This is a genomic window from Microbacterium sp., assembly GCF_003248605.1.
In the GTDB taxonomy this organism is placed as follows: Bacteria; Actinomycetota; Actinomycetes; order Actinomycetales; family Microbacteriaceae; genus Microbacterium.
Genome location: NZ_QFPF01000020.1, coordinates 1 through 20,255, shown reverse-complemented (window position 1 = coordinate 20,255; position 20,255 = coordinate 1). Strand labels below are relative to the sequence as shown.

The window sequence follows — 20,255 nt, the reverse complement described above, 5'->3', positions numbered from 1 at the left end:
GGATCAGAGCGCGGCGAGTGCGATGCCGCCCGCCGCGCCGACGAGTACGACGATCCAGGGCGGGGTGCGCCACGCGACCAGCAGCACGAAGCAGACCAGGGCGAGGCCGAACGTCGCGGAGTCGACGATCGCCGTGACGAAGACGGGATCGTAGAGGGCGGCGGCGAGGATACCGACGACGGCTGCGTTCGCGCCCCGCATCGCCGCCTGCGCCGCGGGCCGGGCGCGCAGGGCGTTCCAGAATGGCAGGACCCCGATCAGCAGCAGCATGCCGGGCACGAAGATGGCGACCAGCGCGAGCGCGGCGTAGGCGAGACCCGCGGCGCCGGGGGCCGCGAGGGCGCCGAGGTAGGCGGCGAACGTGAACAGCGGGCCCGGCATCGCCTGCGCCGCGCCGTACCCCGCGAGGAACTCCTCGGGCGAGACCCATCCGCCGGTGACGACCTCGGCCTCGAGCAGGGGCAGGACGACGTGGCCGCCCCCGAACACGAGCGCCCCGGCGCGGAAGAACGCGTCCGCCACGTCCAGGGCCGGGCTCGAGAGGAGAGCGGCCGCGACGGGCAGACCGATCAGGAGCGCGACGAACAGGCCGAGGGCGATGAGACCCGCGCGCCGTGAGACGCGCAGGGGCAGGGCGACAGCATCCCCCGTCGCGTCGGCGCGGCAGAGCCAGAGACCGGCGCACGCGCCCAGCACGATGGCGGCGACCTGGCCGAGGGATCCGGCGGCGAGCAGCGCGATGACGGCGGCGACGACCGCGATGCCGGCGCGGCGCGCGTCGGGCGTGAGGCTGCGAGCCATGCCCCACACCGCCTGCGCCACGATGGCGACGGCGACGATCTTGAGGCCCGTGAGGATGCCGGAGCCGACCACTCCGCCGAACATGCCGGCGCCGGCGGCGAACGCGACCATGAGGATCGCCGAGGGGAGCGTGAAGGCGAGCCAGGCGGCGAGCGCGCCCGCCGGCCCGGCGCGGAGGAGCCCGAGCGCGAACCCGACCTGGCTCGATGCGGGGCCGGGCAGGAACTGACAGAGCGCGACGAGGTCGGCGTATCCGCGGTCATCGACCCAGCGGCGGCGGGTGACCAGTTCGTCGCGGAAGTACCCGAGGTGCGCGATCGGCCCGCCGAAGGACGTGACTCCGAGCTTCGCGAAGGCCCGGAACACCTCGCCGGGGGTGCCCGAGGGGCGAGGGGTCTCGGCGATCGGTGCGGGCGCGTCAGTCACGGGGTCACCCTAGCTTTCGGGGGTGTCCATCGGCGGGCGGGCGTGGTGTGGCGGGCCGGGGTGCGACACTGTCCGGATGGTCGAGATCGAGATGGCGCCGATCGCCGCCGGTTCGGTGACGTTGCACGACGCGCGGCGCAAGGCTCGTCGCACCGTCACGCTCGAGGCCTTCGAGCTGGGTGTGTATCCCGTCACGCAGGAGCAGGTCGCCGAGATCCTCGGCGAGGGCGCATCACACCCGCGCCGCCCCGCGACCGATGTGAGCTGGCTGCGGGCGATCCGCTTCTGCAATGCCGCGTCGGAGTGGGAAGGGCTGGATGCTGCCTACTCGTTCGAGGGCGAGGAGGTCACCTGGCACGTCGATGCCGATGGTTTCCGGCTGCCGACCGAGGCTGAGTGGGAGTTCGCGTGCCGCGCCGGCTCGATCGGCGCGCACTACGGCCCCCTCGCCGAGGTCGCATGGACGGCTGCCGATGGGCTGCGCGCCCCCGCCGACATCGGGGGCAAGATGCCCAACCTGAACGGGCTCTTCGACACGCTCGGCAACGTCTGGGAGTGGTGCTGGGATCTGCTCGATCCCGCGCGTTACGGCGAGTACCGGGTGTTTCGGGGCGGCGGTTTCGCCGACGACGTGCACAGCGTGCGGGCGGGCGTCCGCCGCGGAGGCCATCCGCGCATGCATCACGACGACGTCGGCTTCCGCGTGGCACGCGGTGGCTTCGAGACGGTGGATGCCGCTCAGGGCTGGTCGGCGGTCCTCGATCGTGAGCGCGCCTCGGTCGACGGTCCGCTGCCGCCGGGATGGACCCCGCTCGGACGGTGATGCGGTCGGTGCGGACTCGGTGGCCCGCCGCTCCTGCTCGGTGCTGAGTTCGAGAGGAAGAGCACGCTGATGAGCATCGCGATGATGAAGGTTCTGAACGCGAACGCGATGTAGGTCTGGCCGGTCACGATCGCGCGGGCGCGGGGGGCGGTGATGGTGACGTCGGAGGAGGAGATGGTCGTCGCGATCTGCGCCGACAGGTGGTAGTAGTCCGTGAAGACCGGTCCCTCGCCCGTCTTGCCGGCCCATTGCGCAGCGGATGTGGGGATGGCGGCACTGCGGCGCGGACTGTTCGTCGCGGCCAGCCACACGTGCAGAGTCCGGGCATCGCCGCGGCCCAGCATCGGGCGTGATCGTACTCGCCCGGATCGCGGGCCGGAGATCCGTCAGCACTGTTCGTGATGTGTAGACGCGACGGCGGGAGTCGAACCCGCAACGCGACCGGGTATGAGCCGGTGTCCGGGACCACCCGGGTCGCCGCGATGATTCGACGCTAACCCGGGGCCGACTGTTCTGTCGAGGGGGTTGCGCCGGATTTCTTCGCATGTCGCGCGATGACGTATCACCGCGCGGCGGGAGGCGGTGGCGCCGGGGCGTCGAGCGCCACCGCCATCCGCCTGACGATCTCACGAAGCTCCGAACGGGCCGGTTCGGCGAGGTCGGTCGTGTACCCCACCCCGGCCGGGATCCAAGACAGCCCGTACATCGTCTCGCGCACGTCGCGCCCGCCGACGGGCCAACGGGTGCGGTCCGCACCCTCGGGCTCTGCGCCCTGCGCCCATTGACCGAACGCCGCGCGCATCCGTTCGATCGGCATCTCGAGCACCGCGTTCGCCTCGACGGCCGTGCGCACCCACGACGTCGCAACGGTGATGTACTCATCCACCTGCTCGGCCGAGAGCTCACGCGGCACGAACAGCACCCGGGTGTGCTCGAGGCCCGCGAGCCTGTCCACGCGGAACGTGCGCCAGTCGTCGCGGTCGAGGTCCCAGCACAGCAGATACCAGTGCCGGTCGGCGGGCGCGAGATAGTGCGGCTCGACACGACGCACCGTGACGGCGTCCGAAGCCGATGTGTAGGTGAAGCGCACTCTCTCGTGGTCGCGGCAGGCCAACGCAAGCTCGCCCAGCATCTCGGGCGACACGCTCGATCCCGCACCGATCCCCGTCGGCTGCACAGCCTTTGCCAGCGCGGAGACGCGCCTGCGCAGCGGCGCCGGCAGCACCTGCTCGAGCTTGGCCAGCGCGGTCAGCGTCGTCTCGGCGCCTCCTGCGAGCCGCTGCGTCGCCGCGAGACGCAGGCCGATCGCCATCGCCACGGCCTCTTCGTCGGTGAGCAGCAGCGGGGGAACCGCGCTGCCCGCTTCGAGGCGATAGCCGCCCGCGGTTCCGGGGGATGACTCGATCCGATAGCCCAATTCGCGCAGGCGCTCCACATCCCGCCGGACGGTGCGCTCCGTCACCCCCAAGCGCGCCGCGAGCTCCGAACCCGGCCAGTGCCGGTGCGTCTGGAGCAGGTTGAGCATCGACAGCGCACGTGACGTGGTACCGGACATGTGCCCAGATTGCCCCACGATGCGGACTGGATGTGTCCGCTATGTCTTCTACCGTCGATCCCATGGTGCACGAACCGATCATCGAGGCCCAGGGCCTGACCAAGAGATTCGCCGTCAAGAAGAAGACGGTGGATGCTGTCACCGATCTCTCCTTCTCCGTCGACCGAGGCGAGCTCGTCGCGTTCCTCGGACCCAACGGTGCAGGAAAATCCACGAGCCTGCGCATGCTGACGACGCTGCTGCCGCCGACGAGCGGGTCGGCGCGCGTGGTCGGCCACGACATCCTCACCGACAGTGCGGCGGTGCGAGCCCGCATCGGATACGTCGGGCAGCTCACGAGCGGCAGCTTCGCGCAGCGCACGCGCGACGAACTGCTCAGTCAGGGTGCGTTCTACGGGATGTCGCGCGGCGATGCCGTGCGTCGAGCCGATGAACTGATCGACTCGCTCGACCTCGGCGCCTTCGCGACGCGGTCCGTCCAGCAGCTCAGCGGCGGGCAGAAGCGCCGGCTCGACATCGCGCTCGGGCTCATGCACGCCCCGCCGCTGCTCTTCCTCGACGAGCCGTCCACCGGCCTCGATCCGCAGAGCCGCGCGAACCTCTGGCAGCACATCCTGACCCTTCGCCGCGAGCACGGCACCACGATCTTCCTGACGACGCACTACCTGGAAGAGGCCGACCGCTATGCCGAGCGCGTCATGGTGATGGACCGGGGGCGCGTGATCGCCGACGACACCGCGTCGGCTCTCAAGGCGACTCTGGCGGGTGACGTGCTGACGTTCGGATTCGCGTCCGCCGACGCGGCGTCCTCGGCCGGGCCGGTCCTCGAGCAGCTCGTCGCACGTGCCGGACTCGCGGGTCGCGAGGTACGCCACGAGGCCGAGACGTCCCTCGGTGTCACGGTGCCCGAAGGTGACGCGCTCCTGCCCGAGGCTCTGCGCGCGTTCGAGGCCGCCGGCCTCCGTGTCCTGCGAGCGACCGGCGTGCCGCCGACTCTCGACGACGTGTTCCTCGCCCTGACCGGCCGCACCCTCCGGGAGGCCGGCGAGGGCTCCGGAGCAGAGGACGACGACAAGAAGGATGCCGCGACGTCCGAGACGATGGGAGCGAACCGATGACCGCCCAGACCCCCGCACGGCCCGACACGGCCGTGCGCCCGAACATCGCGCGCGACACGTGGAACGTGCTGACCCGAGAACTCAAACCGCTGCTGCGCGACCCGTTCTCGCTCATCTTCAGTCTGTTGCAGCCGCTCGTGTTCCTCGGTCTTTTCGCCCCCCTCTTGATCGGACAGTCGGGCATGCCGGCGGCCGAGACTCTGCAATGGTTCGTGCCGGGCGTGCTCGTCATGATCGTGCTCTTCGGCACGGGGATCACCGGCTCGAACCTGCAGTACGAGATGATGACGGGCTCTCACGAGCGCACGCTCGTCGCGCCGCTGGCGCGGTCGTCGCTGCTCGTCGGGCGGGCGCTGAAGGAGATCGCGCCGATCGTCGTGCAGGCGCTCATCATCGTGGCCATCGCGTGGCCGTTCGGTTTCGTCGTGAACGCGCCCGGACTCGTGATCGGTGTCGCGCTGCTGGCGGTCTTCGGTGTCGGGCTCGGTTCGCTCTCCTACTCGCTCGCATTGGCGACGAAGGATCGAGAGTGGCTCTTCTGGGGCGTGCAGCAGACTCTGATCTTTCCGCTTCTGATCCTGTCCGGGATGCTGTTGCCGCTCGACGCGGCGCCGCCGTGGATGCGGGCGGTCGCGACCGTCAACCCGGTGAACTGGGTAGTGCAGGCCGAGCGGGCATTGCTGTCGGGCGACCTCGCCGACATCACCGTGCTGTGGGGTTGGGTGGCGGCGCTCGCGCTCGCGGCGGTCGGGCTGACGGTCGGCATCCGCGCGATGCGTCGCACGGGATAGTCCTCGCGATGGGTCGAGATCGGCGGCGGGGGACCAAGTGCCCTACCGGAGTGCGGTGACGCGGCGAAGGATGAAGCCAAAGGAAAGGGGTCAGATCATGACCGACCGAAATTGCACACCCACGGTGATGCCGGTCCCGAAGTCGCGCCGGCGGCACTGCTCGCAGAGTACTGCGGGCGGTCCGTGACGCGTCCCGCCTCGTGCGTGCACCGAGACCACGGCACCTGGCAACGTCTGCGCTCATCTGCACGACCGTCGAAACGGATGTGCACTCGCGTGACGGATGGGGCGCAGCATCCCTCGTCCGTCGTGCATTCGTCGTCAGCACTCGATCTCGGCGCAGGCGCAACGGCAGGAGTCGATCGCGGGATCTGCCGCACGGGATAGTCGGCGACGTAGGGTGAGCTCGTGAGCGATGACGCCCGACCGCCGATCGGCGATGTCGTGCGCGAGATCGTTCGGGCGTCCGCCGCGAGCGTCGTCGACACCCGCGGCGCCGCGCTCGCCGACGAAACCGACGGCGTGCATCGGCATCGGACCGCCGTGCGCCGTGTGCGCAGTGTGCTGGCGGCTTTCGCACCGCCGCTCGATCTCGCAGCCGCGCGACGGGTGCGCGTGGTGTTCGCGGAGTGGGGCGGCCAGCTCGGCGTCGTCCGCGACGCGGAGGTGCGGGCGGATGCCGCGGCGCAGGCGCTCGAGAAGCAGCAGATCGCGGATGACGGCATCCGGCGCCGTCTCGTCGACGACGAGCTCCTGCAGTACCAGCGCCTCCACGCCCGGCTGGTTGAGCTCGCGGAGGGTGAGCGGCTGGCCGAGGCGGACGCCCTGCTGCGCGATCTCGCCGCGGACCCCGTCCTCGAGGGTGCAGAGGAGTCGGCGCGCCGGGCGCTGCGCCGCATTCTGCGTCGGGAGGTGCGGCGCGTACGCCGCGCGGCCAAGAGGCAGGACGGCAGCGTCGAACGACTGCACGAAGTGCGTAAGGCCGGTCGGCGCCTCCGTTACGTCGGCGAGGCGATCGGGGCCGCGACGCCCCTGTTCGCCGACATCGTCGCCGACCTGGCCGCGGCGGGCGAGGCCGTGCACGATCTGCTCGGCGACCACCGCGACCTCGTGATCTTCGCCGAGCGGGTCGAACGCGAGCGGGCGCGCGCCGCGCGGGCGGGCGAGCCGGTCGCTGCCTACGATGCTCTCGCGGCCGAGGCGCGCGCCACGGCCGACCGCCGGCTCGAAGGACTCGACGACGCGCTCGCCCGCATCCGGACCGCCGGACGTCCCCTCCGCTGAGCGCTCGCGGGCGGGGGCGGATGTCGGGGCCCCCGCCTACACTTGACAGGCCATGACCGATGCCTCCACGCCCCTCGTCGTCGGCAGCGATCGCGGACCCCGCGACTCTGCCGGTGCGACAGCATCCCCACCCGACGACGACCTGCTCGCGGGTCTGAACCCGCCCCAGCGCGAGGCCGTGGAGTATCGCGGCGAGGCCCTGCTGATCGTGGCCGGAGCGGGGTCGGGCAAGACGAGCGTGCTCACCCGGCGCATCGCGCTGCTGCTGCGCCGGCGCGAGGCGTGGCCGAGCCAGATCCTCGCGATCACGTTCACCAACAAGGCCGCGGCCGAGATGCGTGAGCGCGTGCACGCCCTCGTCGGCGACGTGTCGCGCGGCATGTGGATCTCGACGTTCCACTCCGCCTGTGTGCGGATCCTGCGGCGCGAGGCCGAGAACTTCGGTTTCACGGCGTCGTTCACGATCTACGACTCCGGCGACTCGCGGGCGCTCGTCAAGCGCCTGGTCAAGGAGCACGAGGCCGACCGCTACGGCCTGACCCCCGCGGCGGTGCAGGGCAAGATCTCCAAGCTCAAGAACGAGCTCGCCGACGCCGAGTCGTACGCGCGCACGGCCAACATGTCCGATCCCGCCGAGCGCGTCTTCGTCGAGGTCTTCGCCGACTACCAGCGCGCGCTCACCAGGGCCAACGCGTTCGACTTCGACGACCTCATCGCCCAGACGGTCTATCTCTTCCGCGCGTTCCCGACCATCGCCGACACCTACCGCCGTCGATTCCGGCACATCCTGGTCGACGAGTACCAGGACACCAATCACGCGCAGTACGCCCTCATCCACGAGCTGACCCGCGCGCCGGGTTCCGGCGCCGCGCCCGAGGGGTTCGACGGCGGCGGGGGCATGATGATCTTCGAGCCGGCCGCACGGCGCGACGAACCCGACCAGGCGGCAGCATCCCTCACCGTCGTCGGCGACTCCGACCAGTCGATATACGCCTTCCGCGGGGCCGACATCCGCAACATCAGCGAGTTCGAACGCGACTACCCGGGCGCCAAGGTCGTGCTGCTCGAACAGAACTACCGCTCGACGCAGAACATCCTCAGCGCTGCCAACGCGGTGATCAGCCACAACTTCGATCGCAAAGACAAGAAGCTCTGGACCGATGTGGGTGCGGGCGACGCGATCATCGGCTTCACCGGCTACTCGCAGCACGACGAGGCGCAGTTCGTCGCCGACGAGATCGAGGCGCTGCACCGGCGGGGCACGGCCTACGGCGACATCGCGGTGTTCTATCGCACCAACTCGCAGTCGCGCGCGCTCGAAGAGATCTTCATCCGCTCTGCGCTTCCGTACAAGATCATGGGCGGCACCAAGTTCTACGAGCGTGCCGAGATCAAGGACGCGATGGCCTACCTCATCGCGGTCGCCAACCCCGCCGACGAGATGGCCCTGCGGCGCATCCTGAACAGGCCGCGACGCGGCATCGGCGATGTCACGCAGGCGACGATCGCCCGGTACGCCGCCGATGAGGGCATCACGTTCCGCGACGCGCTGGCCAACGCGTCGGCGCTGGGCGTCGGGCCCAAGATCCAGGCCGCGGTCGCGCAGCTCGACGCGGTGCTGGTCGAGGCGTCCGCCGTCATGCTCCCGCCCTCGGGTGAGCTGGCGCCGGCGACCTCGGTGGCCGGAGGGCTCGCGATCCTCCTGAACAAGAGCGGATACATGGACGCGCTGCGTGCGAGCCGCGACCCGCAGGACGAGGCGCGCCTCGAGAACCTCGACGAGCTGATCTCGGTGACCAAGGAGTTCGCCCGCAACAACCCCGAGGGCACGGTGATCGACTTCCTCGCCGAGGTCGCGCTCGTCTCGGACGCCGACGACCTCGACGATGCCTCCGGATCGGTCTCGCTCATGACGATGCACACCGCGAAGGGGCTCGAGTTCGACGCGGTGTTCGTCACGGGTGTCGAGGAGGATCTGATCCCGCACCGCATCTCGGCGAACGAGCCGGGCGGCCCGGCCGAGGAGCGACGCCTGTTCTACGTCGGCATCACCCGCGCCCGCAAGAAGCTGCACCTCTCGCTCGCGATGACCCGGGCGCAGTTCGGCGAGGTCACCGTCGCGATGCCCAGTCGTTTTCTGCAGGAGATCCCCGCCGACCTCATCGACTGGCGTCAGTCGCCCGGCGATGTCAACTCCCGCGGCGGCATGCAGTCGCGCGCGCTCAACGCCAGGCGCCCCGGGGGGTCCGGCGGTGCGTCCAACTGGGGCGCGCGTGCCCTGCCCGAGGGGGCGTCGGCGGGCCGCCGCTACGGCGACGACCTCGTGCCGAAGGCCTCCTCGATCGATCGATTCCCCAACCGCGTGCCCGCTCGCGTGCGCGACAACGGTGACCTCGAGCTCGCCTCGGGCGACCGCATCCGTCACGAGGACTTCGGCGAGGGGCGTGTCGATGCCGTCACGGGAGAGGGCGCCAAGCGGGTCGCGCACGTGCGATTCGACAGCGCCGGGCCCAAGAAACTGCTGATCAAGATCGCGCCCATCGAGAAGCTGTAGGGTCCGTGCAGGCCCGCCGACAGCATCCCGATCGTTCGGGCCCTGCGATTAGGCTGGAAGGATGGCTCTGTTCTCACGTCGCCCGAAGGCGACGGATGCGTCCACGTCCGACGACACGCCCGCCGACGACACGGCGGCCGAAGACACGGCGGCTGGCGGTTCGGAAGAGCGGGCGGATGCTGTCGCCGATGAGGGTGCCGAGCCCACACCTCAGGTGAACATCTCACTGTCGACCTTCCGTGGCGTGGGTGCCCTGGGGCCGCAGGATCGCGCCCGCGCGGACGCGGCGACGCCCGCGAGGACCACTCCGGCGTCGCCCGCGACGATGTCGTCGGCTGAGACGGCCCCGCCGAACGCCTCGCGCGTGCAGGGTCCCGCCGAGGCGCCTCCGCCCCGCGAGAGCGTGCCCGGCCTCAAGGACAACGTGCTGCTGCACGCCGCTCTCGCCCGCCTCAGCGAGAAGCCGACCGCCCGCGAACTGCTCGACGTCGCCCGCCAGCTGCTGCAGAACCACGTCTTCCTGCGGGTGCGCGGCGATGCCCGCGCCCTGCTGGCGGAGGGCAAAGAGCTCCCACTGGCGGTGGCGAAGCGCGGCGACGAGCAGTTCATGCTCGTCTACAGCTCGGGCGAGGCCCTGCAGGCGGCGGTGCAGGCCGACGGCCAGGCCGACACGTCTGCCGTCGCTCAGCCCGCCCTCGCGGTTCTTCGGCACATGATGGCCGGCCCGTACGCCGGGCTGCTGATCGACGGCGCCGCCGCGCAGGCGCGCGCGGTGTTGCCGCGCGCCGTGCTCGAACCGGCGCTCGCGCAGGCCGACCCGCAGCTGCGCGTGAAGACCGCGCTCGCCGCCGAACGCACGCCCGAGACCGCCGCGTCTCTGGCGCAGACCCTCTCCGAGACGCCGATCTGGGTCGCCGTGCGCGAGAACACCCCCGCCGACGGGCAGGCTCCGCGCATGGGCATCGCCGAGGCGCGCACCGCCGACGGCCGTCGGTTGCTCGAGGTCTATTCGCACCCCCTCGAGATCGTGGCGATGGCCCGCGGCGACCGGCCGATGCCGTTCACGCCGGCGCAGCTAGGCAAGGCGCTGCGCGATCACCCCGAACTCTCCGGCGTGCTCGTCGATGCCGCCGGGCCCTGGTTGATCGTCGACCGTGACACCCTCGCGCCCGTGCTCGCGCTGCCCGAGCCGCCCGCGGCGGCTCCCGAGGCGCCCGCCGCTGCGCCCGAGCCCGACCACACCGACTCCGCCGACGCAACCGGGTGACGGATGCCGGGGCCCGGGCCTAGGGTCGAGTCCATGGCGTCCGAGCGCATCACCCTGACCGTCCCCGGTCCCGCGGGCGACCGCGAGGTCGGGCTTTCGAGCCCCAATCGCGTGATCTGGCCCGAACTGGGCATCACCAAGCACGAGCTCGCCGAGTACATGATCGCCGTGTCCGGTCCCCTCCTCACGGCCAACGGCGATCGGCCGGTGTCGCTCGAGAGGTTTCCCGACGCGGTCGGCGGCGAGAGCTTCTTCTCGAAGAACCCGCCCAAGGGGGCGCCCGACTACGTCGAGTCCGTGACGGTGACCTACAACAGCGGGCGACGGCATCCACAGCTCGTGCTCACCGAGACCGCCGCGACCCTGTGGGCGGTGCAGATGAACACGATCGTCTTCCACCCGTGGGCGTCGCTGACGGCGAACACCGACAACCCGGTCGAGCTGCGCATCGACCTCGACCCGCAGCCGGGCACGGGTTTCGCGCAGGCCGTGTCGGCTGCGCACGGCCTGCGCGAGGTGCTCCGCGAGGCCGGTCTCGAGCCCTGGGTCAAGACCAGCGGCAACCGCGGTCTGCACGTGTTCTGCCCCATCGAGCCCACCCACGAGTTCCTCGACGTGCGGCACGCCGTGATCGCCGCGGCCCGCGAGCTCGAGCGCCGCATGCCCGATCGCGTGACGACGAAGTGGTGGAAAGAAGAGCGCGGCGAGCGCATCTTCGTCGACTTCAACCAGGCCAACCGCGACCGCACGATGGCGGGCGCCTACTCGCCCCGAGCCCTCGCGGGGGCGAGCGTGTCGACCCCGATCGAATGGGACGAGTTGGATGCCGTCGATCCGGCCTCCTTCACCGTCCGGTCGATTCCTGCCCGCCTCGCCGAGCGCGGGGACCCGTGGGCGGGTCTGCTCGAGCGGTCCGGCCGCATCGACACCCTGCTCCAGTGGTGGGAGCGAGACCTTGCGGCGGGGCTGGGGGAGCTGCCGTTCCCGCCCGAGTTCCCGAAGATGCCCGGAGAGCCGCCGCGCGTCCAGCCCAGCCGCGCCCGCAAACCCGACGCGTGACCGCCGGGCGTTTCGTCTCGTCGCCGCGCTCCTCGCTCAACGACCGGCGGTCGAAACGCAGCCCCGGTTGTTGAGCGAGCGCAGTGAGTCGAGACGCAGCCCGTCGCCGTGGAGTCAGTACAGCACGCGGCCGAGGTCGTAGGCCGACACCTGCTCGAGCTGGTCGAACCGGCAGGATGCAGCATCCCGGTCGGGGCGCCACCGCTCGAACTGCACGGTGTGCCGGAAACGCCGGCCCTCGAGCTGGTCGTAGCGCACCTCGAGCACGCGCTCGGGACGCAGCCGCACGAACGAGACGTCCTTCGACCCCGAGAAGCGCGACCGGTCGCCCTCGCCCGTCACCGCATCGCCGGACTCGTCGCGCTCGACGAGGGGCGCGAGTTCGTCGACCAGCTCGAGCCGGCGCTTGTCGCTCCACGCCGCGACCCCGCCGACGCCGCGCAGCACACCGTCGTCGTAGAGGCCGACCAGCAGCGATCCCACGCCCTGGCCGCTCTTGTGCACGCGGTACCCGATCGCGACGACGTCGGCCGTGCGCGCGTGCTTGATCTTGAGCATCGTGCGCTTGCCCGGCGCGTAGGGCTGATCGATCGGTTTCGCGACGACACCGTCCAGACCCGCCCCCTCGAACTCCGCGAGCCAGTGGCGGGCGAGGGCGGCATCCGTCGTCGTGCGGGTCAGGTGCAGGGGATGCTGCACCCCGGCCAGCAGAGACTCCAGGCGTGCGCGGCGCTCGGCGAAGGGCAGCGCCGCGACATCCTCATCGCCGTCGACGAGCAGGTCGAAGGCGATGATCATCGCGGGGGTCTCGGCCGCCAGTCGCTGCACCCGAGAGGCCGCTGGATGGATGCGCTGCGACAGCGCCTCCCAGTCCAGGCGCTGCGCACCGGGTTCGCCGATCGCGACGACGATCTCTCCGTCGATCAGCGCGGGGCGGGGGAGTAGGTGCGGAAGAGCCTCGACGAGCTCGGGGAAGTACCGGGTCAGAGGTTTCGCCCCGCGGGATCCGAGTTCGACGCTCTCGCCGTCCCATGACACGAGCACGCGGAACCCATCCCACTTGGGTTCGAAGCTCAGCCCTGTGCGGTCGGGGACCTCGGGCACGGCCTTGGCCAGCATCGGTGCGGGGATCTCATGCGGCATGGTGCGTGCTCCTGTGGCGGCGTCGGGCCTAGGCGATCTCTTCCTTGCGCTTGCGTCGTGCCCAGCGGGCGGGGGAGTTCGGGCCGTCCCAGACCTGTACGACGCCCCACACGACCGCGGTGATCGGCACGGCCAGCACGGCGCCGAGCACACCGCCGAGCACGGTGCCGATCGTCAGCGCGATCAGCACGACGAAGGCGTGCAGCTTGAGCGTGCGCCCCATGAGCACCGGCTGGAGGAAGTTTCCCTCGAGCTGGTTGACGAGCACCACGACGCCGACGACGAAGAGCGCGTTGACGAGCCCGTTCGAGACGAGCGCGACGAGCGCGGCGAGGATGCCCGCGAGCGTCGCCCCCACGATCGGGATGAACGCGAGCAGGAACACGAGCACGGCCAGGGGCAGCCACAGCGGCACGCCGAGGATCGCGAGTCCGATGCCGATGCCGACAGCATCCACGAAGGCGACCGCGGCGGTGCCGCGGATGTACGAGCCGAGGGTCGACACCGCCTTGTCGCCGATGCGCTGCGCGCGGGCGTAGTGCTCGCCGCGGAAGGGGCGCAGCAGGAACTCCCACAGCTGCGGGCCGTCCTTGAGGAAGAAGAAGAGCACGACCACGAGGAGCACGAACCCCGTGATGAAGTTGGCGACGGCGCTGACGCCGGCGAGCGCGCCGGAGCCGAACTGGGCGCTCGTGACGAAGTCGGTCGCGGTCGCGATCCACTCGTCGATCTGCGCCTGATCGATCTCGAACGGCAGGGTGCCGACCCAGTCGATCACCTGCTGCACGCCCTCCTCGGCCTGCGCGTACAGCTCGTCCCACTGGTTGCGCACGGCCCACACGATGAGCCAGCCCACGAGACCCAGCAGAACCACGATCGTCAACAGGGTGATCAGTGTCGCCAGGAGTGAGGGCACACCGCGCGAGCGCATCCAGCGCATGACGGGCGCGAACGCCGACGCGAGGATCAGTGCGATGACGACCGGGATCGTCACGACGGTGATCTGCTGCATGCCGAGGAAGAGCACCGCCGCCACGATCAGCACGACGATGACCTGCACTGCGCGGATCGAGAGCCGGCCGAATCCGTCGGCCCACAGGCTCCACGGGGCGCGTTTGGCCTCGAGATCGACGCGCGATCCCTCGAGTCGGACGGTGCGGGGCTTGTCGCCGAGGAGTCCCATGCCTCGACGCTAACGTGCCGGGGCCCCGGCATCCCACCCCTTGCGTGCGCCGGTGCCGCCGTGCGAGCGCCGGGCCGGGTGTTGCCTCCGCCACGTGGGGGCGTCAGCGCTACGTGGGGTCGGGCGTTGGGGCGTCAGCGCTGCTCCGGGTCGGGCGTGGGGGGGGGGCGTCAGCGCTGCGTGGGTTGGGCGTTGGGGCGTCAGCGCTACCGTGGGGCGTGGAGCAGCGCGCCCCACGGTGATTCTGACGCCCCAACATCGGGGTCGGGCCCGGGGTATACCCCAGGGGGTATGATGATCCCATGGCGACGAAAGAGATCACCCTCGAGAACATCACCGAGACCGTGTCTGGCGAGGGCATCGTGCTGCTCGACTTCTGGGCCGCGTGGTGCGGCCCGTGCCGCATGTTCGCCCCCGTCTTCGAGCAGGCGGCAGGCGAGCACCCCGACATCGTCTTCGGCAAGATCGACACCGAGGCCCAGCAGCAGCTCGCGGCGGGATTCAATATCGCGTCCATCCCCACCCTCATGGCGTTCCGCGACGGCATCATCGTGTTCGCGCAGCCCGGCGCGCTCCCCGCCGCGGGACTCCAGCAGGTCATCGACGGCGTACGGGGCCTCGACATGGACGACGTCCGCCGGCAGATCGCCGCGCAGCAGGCAAGTGCGCAGAGCGCCGAATGATGGGGGATGCTGTGGCCACAGCATCCCGTGCCGCGCCGCGCTGCGCGGCCACTCGCGGTGAGCGCATCGGCCGCGGTTTCGCCTCCGTGTTCGTCGGTGCGTTCGCGGTGAGCACGCTCGACAATCCGTGGTGCGCGGTGCCGGCCGCGATCTGCAGTGTGCTGCTGATGGTCGGCGCGGTCACGGGCTGGTGCCCGACCGACCTGCTGCGGGCGGGGTCGGGATGGAGGTCTGGGTCTGGGGCGCCGTCGTCCGATCCGGCGGCCGGCACACCGACATTCGACTACCCGGTCGCGCCCGAACCTGTGCGGGTGCCCTCGCGCTGACGCCGGCGGCCTCTCAGCACGTTGGGGCGTCAGCGGCGCGTTGGGGCGCGGAGCAGCACGCCCCAACGTGATTCTGACGCCCCAACGCCGCTATGTTGCCGCGTCAGCGCGGAGCCGCGGCTAGCCGCGTCGAGCCGCTCCCAGTCGAGTCGCCGCTCAGGCGAAGGCGCTCATGCCTGTGATGTCGCGGCCGATCAGCAGGGCCTGGATCGACTCCGTGCCCTCATATGTGTGGATCGCCTCGATGTCGGCCATGTGCTGCATGACGCCGTTCTCGAGCAGGATGCCGTTGCCGCCGAGCAGGTCGCGCGCGACCGCGGCGATGCGGCGGGCGGCCCGGGTGTTGTGGAACTTGGCCAGCGACGCCTGCGTCGGCCGCAGTCCTCCCGAGGCCTCGAGGTCGGCGAGATGCCGGCAGTAGAGCTGCATCGCCGTCAGTTCCTCCAGCATCTGCGCGAGGCGTTCCTGCACCATCTGGAACTTCGCGAGCGGCTTGCCGAACTGCATGCGCTGCTGGGCATATGTCAGTGCCGCCTCGTAGCACGCGGTGGCGTGCCCGAGCGCCGACCACGCCACTCCCGACCTCGTCGCATAGAGCACGGTCGAGGCATCCTTGAAGGTGCGAGCGCCCGGCAGCAGCGCCTCGGCGGGAACCCGAACGTCATCGAGGGTGATGTGGGCCTGATGGATGCCGCGCAGCGACCCCTTGCCCGCGATCGGTGTTCCCGTATACCCGGCGCGGGTCTGCTCCACGAGCAGGCAGCGCACGGCGCCGTGGTGCTCGGCCCCCTCGTCGTCGATGCGCGCCCAGACGAACGTGACGCCGCCGGAAGCGCCGTTGCCGATCCACTTCTTCGCGCCGCGGATGACCCACTCGCCCGTTGCGGGGTCGCGTCGTGCCGTCGTCTCGAGCGACACCGAGTCGGAGCCGTGGTCGGGTTCGGTGAGGGCGAAGGCGCCGAGGACCTCGGCCGTGGCGAGGGGTCGGAGCCACTGCTCCTGCTGCGCGGTGGATCCGAAGAGGGCGAGCGTGCGCAGCGCCAGGCCGCCCTGCACGGCCAGCATCGTGCCGAGTGATCCGTCGCCGCGGGAGACCTCCATGTTGACCAGGCCCGCGGCCAGCGGCGAGAAGCGGGTGAGGTCGGGATGCTCGATGCCGTCGTTGACGAGGTCGAGCTCGCCCATGCGCCGCGCGACCTCGAGCGGGTACTCGGCGCGGTCCCACGCCTCGCGCATTCGCGGCGCGACCTCATCGACATACGCCCTGGCGCGTTCCCACACGGCGCGATCCTCCGCCGGGATGTCGGTGAACAGTGCGTAGTAGTCGGTGTCGAGTCGGCCCGTCACGTCGTAACGGCTCAGGTGCTCGCCGGGGAATGCTGTGGGGGCAACCGTCGTGGTCATGCCGGAAGGCTACTCCCGGCATCCGGTGTCAGCAAATGTGGAACGCGGTGCCAGCGCGTGTTCCGGGCGGGGTGCAACGCGGTCCTGGGCGCTGCGCGGCGTGGTCCCGGGCGTTGGGCGGCGTGGTCCCGGGCGTTGGGCGGCGTGGTCCCGGGCGTTGGGGCGTCGAGACCACGTTGGGGCGCGCTGCTCCACGCCCCAACGCGGTTCCGACGCCCCAACGTGGTCTCGACGCCCCAACGTAATCTCGACGCCCCGACGCTGACCACGGCGGCCGATGAGTGCGGGCGCGGCCGGGCGCGCGCCGCACCGAACCCACATTTTTGCAGCGAGCCACCACGCGTCGAGTGTGGGTTCGCTGCAAAAATGTGGGTTCGCCGCGGCCGCGACCGCGCGAGCGCCGCGACCGCGCGAGCGCCGCGACCGCGCAAGCGCCGCGACCGCCCCGAAGGACAGACCCGCGAGTCAGCGGTCGAGTTCGCTCCGCACGCGGCGGGCGATCTCGGCCGCGGGCATCGCGCGCGGGAACACCGCGACCACGACGTCGTCGGCGGCAGGCGCCTCGGCCTGGGGTTGCACGCCGTAGCGGCGCAGCGCGCCATCCAGCGCCGCGCGCAGCACGGACGCCGGCACGCGCTTGGTGCCCCGAAGCAGGCGGCGCAGCACGTGATTGTGCAGGGCCGTGACCAGCGCGGCGAATCCGACGGCGTCGAGCGGATCGATCCCGGGCAGCGCCTCGCGCAGGTACTCGTCGAAGAGGCGCTCGTAGCGGAAGACCGTGACGATCTCGCGCTCGCGCAGGGCCGGCACCTGCCGCACGATCTCGTAGCGTCGGCGGGCGACCTGGGGGTCGCGGGCGAAGTGCGCGAACACCCGCTCCGAGGCCTGGCAGACGGCAACCCACGGGTTCTCGTGCCCGCGCTCGAGCCAGGCGCGCACGTCGGCGAGCAGGATCTCGTGGTCGGCGAAGACGACGTCCTCTTTGCCGCCGAACTGGCGGAAGAACGTCGATCGGGAGACCCCGGCGGCCTGCGCGATCTGTTCGACGGAGGTCGCCTCGAATCCCTGCCGGGCGAACAGGTCGAGGGCCGCGGCGACGACGGTGGTGCGCGCGGCGGACGGGGACGGTGTCTCGCTCATGTCGACTCAGAGCCTATCGGCGCGCGTGTCGACGGCGATATCGAATCCGCATCGATCCGGCACTCGGTGCCGTCCTCGCTCGCACCCGCGCTGTCAAGACCGTTGCCCCGTCGACTCCCCGCCCCTTCACTGGCCAGCATGACATCGCTGTGGAAATCCGACCGGCACCCGCCGGAGGCCTCCGTCCCGTCCGAGCCAGGCGCGCACCACGACGTCGTGATCGTCGGTGCGGGCATCACGGGGCTCGTCACGGGGGTGATGCTGGCGCGCGAGGGGCGGGATGTCGCCATCCTCGAGTCGGGTGGCATCGCTCAGCTCGCCTCCGGGGCGAACACCGGCAAGGTCTCCCTCCTGCAGGGCAGCGTGCTCTCGACCCTGCGACGGCATCACCCGGCCTCGCTCGTGCGCGCGTACGTCGACGCGAATCGCGCGGGCATGGAATGGCTGCGCGCCTTCGCCGACGAGGCAGGGGTGCCCACGACGACGCAGACGGCGTACTCCTACGTGCAGGGTCGCGCGGGTCTGTATCTCGTCGACGCGGAGGTGGCGGCGGCGCGCGAGGCGGGGCTGTCGGTGCGACGGGTGGATCCCGCCGACATCCCCGCGCCACCGTTTCCGCTGGCCGGGGCGGCCGCGCTCGAGGGTCAGCTGGCGATCGACCCCGTGCGGCTCGCCGACGCCCTCGCCCGCGCGTTCGTCGCCGCGGGCGGCGTCCTGCATACCGGTGTGCGTGTCCGGAAGGTGCGGGTGCTGCCGCGCCCTCGTGTGTTGACGGATGCTGTCGAGGTCGCCGCCGGCCGGATCATCCTGGCCACCGGCACGCCGATCGACGATCGGGGCCTCTACTTCGCCAAGACGCAGGGGCTGCGCTCCTCCTGCGTCGCGTTCGAGACGGACGCCGAGATCCCGCCCGGGATGTTCCTCTCGATCGACGACCCCTCGCGGTCGGTGCGCGCGGTGAGCGCCGCGGACGGTCCGGCCGGGCCGGCGCGCCTCATCGTGGGCGGCAACGGACACCCCGTCGGCCGGGCCGAGTCCGAACGCGCGCTCATCGACGACCTCGTCGCGTGGACCCGCGAGCACTTCCCCGATGCGCGCGAGACGCACCGCTGGTGGGCGCAGGACTACGAATCCCACAACCTCGTGCCCTTCGTGGGGGGCATGCCGCGCTCGCTCGGCCGCGTGAGGTTCGCGACCGGGTACGGCAAGTGGGGCCTGACGAACGGACCCGCGGCCGCGCTGCGCCTCGCCGACGACATCCGCGGCACGCGCTGGCGCGATCGCCCCCGCTTCACGCAGCGCCTCTCCACGCGCCTGACCGTGCCCTCCGACATCGCACGCGGTCTTGCGGAAAACGCGCGCGTGGGACGCGCGGCACTGACCCGGTGGGCGGGCGCGCAGGCGCACGCGGTGCCCGTGGCCCGCCCGCCGGAGGGCGAGGGAGTGGTCGCGAACCGCGCCGGCATGCCGGTCGCGATCTCGACGGTGAACGGCCACACGCGGGCCGTCGGTGCGATCTGCCCCCACCTGGGCGGTGTGCTGGAGTGGAACGACGCGGCCTGCACGTGGGACTGCCCGCTGCACGCGTCGCGGTTCACGGCGGAGGGCGTCCGCATCGAGGGACCCGCGACGAGCGATCTGAAGCCGATCCGCTGAACCCGGCGCGTGCGGGCCGCCGTGCGCGCGGGTAGTACGCTGGATGACCGGTAGATCTCTCGATATCGAGACTTTTCTCCGTCCGCACCCGTCGCCCCATTGAAGGATTAGCAACGTGGATCTCTACGAGTACCAGGCCCGTGATCTGTTCGAGAAATACGAGGTGCCGGTGCTCCCGGGCATCATCGCCGACACCCCCGAGGAGGCGAAGGCCGCAGCCGAGAAGATCGGCGGGGTCGTCGTCGTGAAGGCGCAGGTCAAGACCGGCGGCCGCGGCAAGGCCGGCGGCGTCAAGGTCGCCAAGACCGCCGACGAGGCCTACGAAGCCGCGAAGGCCATCCTCGGCCTCGACATCAAGGGCCACGTCGTCAAGCGCGTCATGGTCGCCGCGGGCGCCCGCATCGACAAGGAGTACTACTTCTCGCTGCTGCTCGACCGGGCCAACCGCTCCTACCTCTCGCTCGCCAGCGTCGAGGGGGGCATGGAGATCGAAGAGCTCGCCGTCGAGCGACCCGAGGCGCTCGCCCGCGTCGAGGTCGACCCGCTGACCGGCATCGACGAGGCCAAGGCCCGCGAGATCGCGCAGGCCGCGGGCTTCGCCCCCGAACTGGTGGATGCTGTCGCCGACGTGTTCGTCAAGCTCGGCACCGTCTACAAGAGCGAAGACGCGACGCTCGTCGAGGTCAACCCGCTCGTGCTCACAGAAGAGGGCGACATCGTCGCGCTCGATGGCAAGGTCTCGCTCGACGAGAACGCCGGCTTCCGTCACGCCGGGCACGCGCTGCTCGAAGACAAGGACGCGGCCGACCCGCTCGAGGCCAAGGCGAAGGCGAACGACCTCAACTACGTCAAGCTCGACGGCGAGGTGGGCGTGATCGGCAACGGTGCGGGCCTCGTGATGTCGACCCTCGACGTCGTCGCCTACGCCGGCGAGAGCCACGGCGGAGTCAAGCCCGCCAACTTCCTCGACATCGGCGGCGGCGCCTCGGCCGAGGTCATGGCCAACGGGCTCGACGTGATCCTCGGCGACGAGCAGGTCAAG

18 protein-coding genes and 1 tRNA gene are annotated in these 20,255 nt (G+C 71.0%); 11 read left to right on the top strand and 8 right to left on the bottom strand.

Annotated features, from left to right (window positions below):
• Window positions 1–3: 3 nt before the first annotated feature.
• Complete coding sequence (gene chrA / locus DI573_RS04860; RefSeq protein WP_363331339.1) at window positions 4–1,206, bottom strand: chromate efflux transporter; 1,203 nt, start codon at window positions 1,204–1,206, stop codon at window positions 4–6.
• A gap of 97 nt (window positions 1,207–1,303) precedes the next feature.
• Here chrA and DI573_RS04855 point away from each other — a divergent pair, with 97 nt between their 5' ends.
• Complete coding sequence (locus tag DI573_RS04855) at window positions 1,304–2,050, top strand: SUMF1/EgtB/PvdO family nonheme iron enzyme (RefSeq protein WP_292811240.1); 747 nt, start codon at window positions 1,304–1,306, stop codon at window positions 2,048–2,050.
• On the opposite strand, the gene DI573_RS04850 is transcribed toward DI573_RS04855, so the two are convergent.
• The 3 genes from DI573_RS04850 to DI573_RS04840 all read right to left on the bottom strand — a co-directional run bounded on the left by DI573_RS04850 (window position 1,966) and on the right by DI573_RS04840 (window position 3,605).
• On the bottom strand, window positions 1,966–2,394 hold the full coding sequence (locus DI573_RS04850) for a DUF1345 domain-containing protein (protein WP_292811238.1): 429 nt from the start codon (window positions 2,392–2,394) through the stop codon (window positions 1,966–1,968). The genes DI573_RS04855 and DI573_RS04850 overlap by 85 nt on opposite strands.
• Before the next feature lie 65 nt (window positions 2,395–2,459).
• A tRNA-Met gene (locus tag DI573_RS04845) sits at window positions 2,460–2,532 on the bottom strand.
• An 80-nt stretch (window positions 2,533–2,612) separates the two neighbouring features.
• Window positions 2,613–3,605: a WYL domain-containing protein gene (locus tag DI573_RS04840; protein ID WP_292811236.1), complete on the bottom strand. Its 993-nt coding sequence runs from the start codon at window positions 3,603–3,605 to the stop codon at window positions 2,613–2,615.
• 62 nt (window positions 3,606–3,667) lie between these two features.
• Between DI573_RS04840 and DI573_RS04835 the strand changes: the two genes are divergently transcribed.
• The 6 genes from DI573_RS04835 to ligD all read left to right on the top strand — a co-directional run bounded on the left by DI573_RS04835 (window position 3,668) and on the right by ligD (window position 11,678).
• On the top strand, window positions 3,668–4,723 hold the full coding sequence (locus tag DI573_RS04835) for an ATP-binding cassette domain-containing protein (protein WP_292811233.1): 1,056 nt from the start codon (window positions 3,668–3,670) through the stop codon (window positions 4,721–4,723).
• Window positions 4,720–5,514, top strand: coding sequence for an ABC transporter permease (locus DI573_RS04830; RefSeq protein WP_292811231.1), 795 nt, complete (start codon window positions 4,720–4,722; stop codon window positions 5,512–5,514). Before DI573_RS04835 ends, DI573_RS04830 begins: the two co-directional genes overlap by 4 nt.
• 408 nt (window positions 5,515–5,922) lie before the next feature.
• Window positions 5,923–6,798 carry a CHAD domain-containing protein gene (locus DI573_RS04825; protein ID WP_292811229.1) on the top strand — a complete coding sequence of 292 codons (876 nt, stop codon included), beginning with the start codon at window positions 5,923–5,925 and terminating at the stop codon, window positions 6,796–6,798.
• Between the two features lie 52 nt (window positions 6,799–6,850).
• Window positions 6,851–9,352: a UvrD-helicase domain-containing protein gene (locus DI573_RS04820; protein WP_292811227.1), complete on the top strand. Its 2,502-nt coding sequence runs from the start codon at window positions 6,851–6,853 to the stop codon at window positions 9,350–9,352.
• A gap of 61 nt (window positions 9,353–9,413) precedes the next feature.
• Window positions 9,414–10,619, top strand: coding sequence for an SseB family protein (locus tag DI573_RS04815; protein ID WP_292811225.1), 1,206 nt, complete (start codon window positions 9,414–9,416; stop codon window positions 10,617–10,619).
• Between the two features lie 33 nt (window positions 10,620–10,652).
• A complete protein-coding gene (gene ligD, locus DI573_RS04810) occupies window positions 10,653–11,678 on the top strand; it encodes a non-homologous end-joining DNA ligase (protein WP_292811223.1) in 1,026 nt (341 codons plus the stop codon).
• A gap of 114 nt (window positions 11,679–11,792) precedes the next feature.
• On the opposite strand, the gene DI573_RS04805 is transcribed toward ligD, so the two are convergent.
• A complete protein-coding gene (locus DI573_RS04805) occupies window positions 11,793–12,821 on the bottom strand; it encodes an ATP-dependent DNA ligase (protein WP_292811220.1) in 1,029 nt (342 codons plus the stop codon).
• Between the two features lie 28 nt (window positions 12,822–12,849).
• Window positions 12,850–14,004, bottom strand: a complete 1,155-nt coding sequence (locus DI573_RS04800) for an AI-2E family transporter (protein WP_292811218.1) — start codon at window positions 14,002–14,004, stop codon at window positions 12,850–12,852.
• Window positions 14,005–14,306: 302 nt separating this feature from the next.
• On the opposite strand from DI573_RS04800, the gene trxA reads away from it, so the two are divergent.
• Window positions 14,307–14,687, top strand: a complete 381-nt coding sequence (gene trxA, locus DI573_RS04795) for a thioredoxin (protein WP_292811216.1) — start codon at window positions 14,307–14,309, stop codon at window positions 14,685–14,687.
• Entirely contained in the window at window positions 14,684–15,013 is a 330-nt protein-coding gene (locus tag DI573_RS04790) for a hypothetical protein (RefSeq protein WP_292811213.1), read from the top strand. The genes trxA and DI573_RS04790 overlap by 4 nt, the downstream gene beginning before the upstream one ends.
• A gap of 156 nt (window positions 15,014–15,169) precedes the next feature.
• On the opposite strand, the gene DI573_RS04785 is transcribed toward DI573_RS04790, so the two are convergent.
• Both DI573_RS04785 and DI573_RS04780 read right to left on the bottom strand, forming a co-directional pair.
• Window positions 15,170–16,417, bottom strand: a complete 1,248-nt coding sequence (locus tag DI573_RS04785; protein ID WP_292811211.1) for an acyl-CoA dehydrogenase family protein — start codon at window positions 16,415–16,417, stop codon at window positions 15,170–15,172.
• 465 nt (window positions 16,418–16,882) lie between these two features.
• On the bottom strand, window positions 16,883–17,557 hold the full coding sequence (locus tag DI573_RS04780; RefSeq protein ID WP_292811209.1) for a TetR/AcrR family transcriptional regulator: 675 nt from the start codon (window positions 17,555–17,557) through the stop codon (window positions 16,883–16,885).
• A 138-nt stretch (window positions 17,558–17,695) separates the two neighbouring features.
• On the opposite strand from DI573_RS04780, the gene DI573_RS04775 reads away from it, so the two are divergent.
• Together DI573_RS04775 and sucC are read left to right on the top strand one after the other, a co-directional pair.
• Window positions 17,696–19,213, top strand: coding sequence for an FAD-dependent oxidoreductase (locus DI573_RS04775; protein ID WP_292811206.1), 1,518 nt, complete (start codon window positions 17,696–17,698; stop codon window positions 19,211–19,213).
• Between the two features lie 115 nt (window positions 19,214–19,328).
• Window positions 19,329–20,255, top strand: a 927-nt coding sequence (gene sucC, locus DI573_RS04770) for an ADP-forming succinate--CoA ligase subunit beta (RefSeq protein ID WP_292811204.1), incomplete at its 3' end; no start/stop codon positions are given.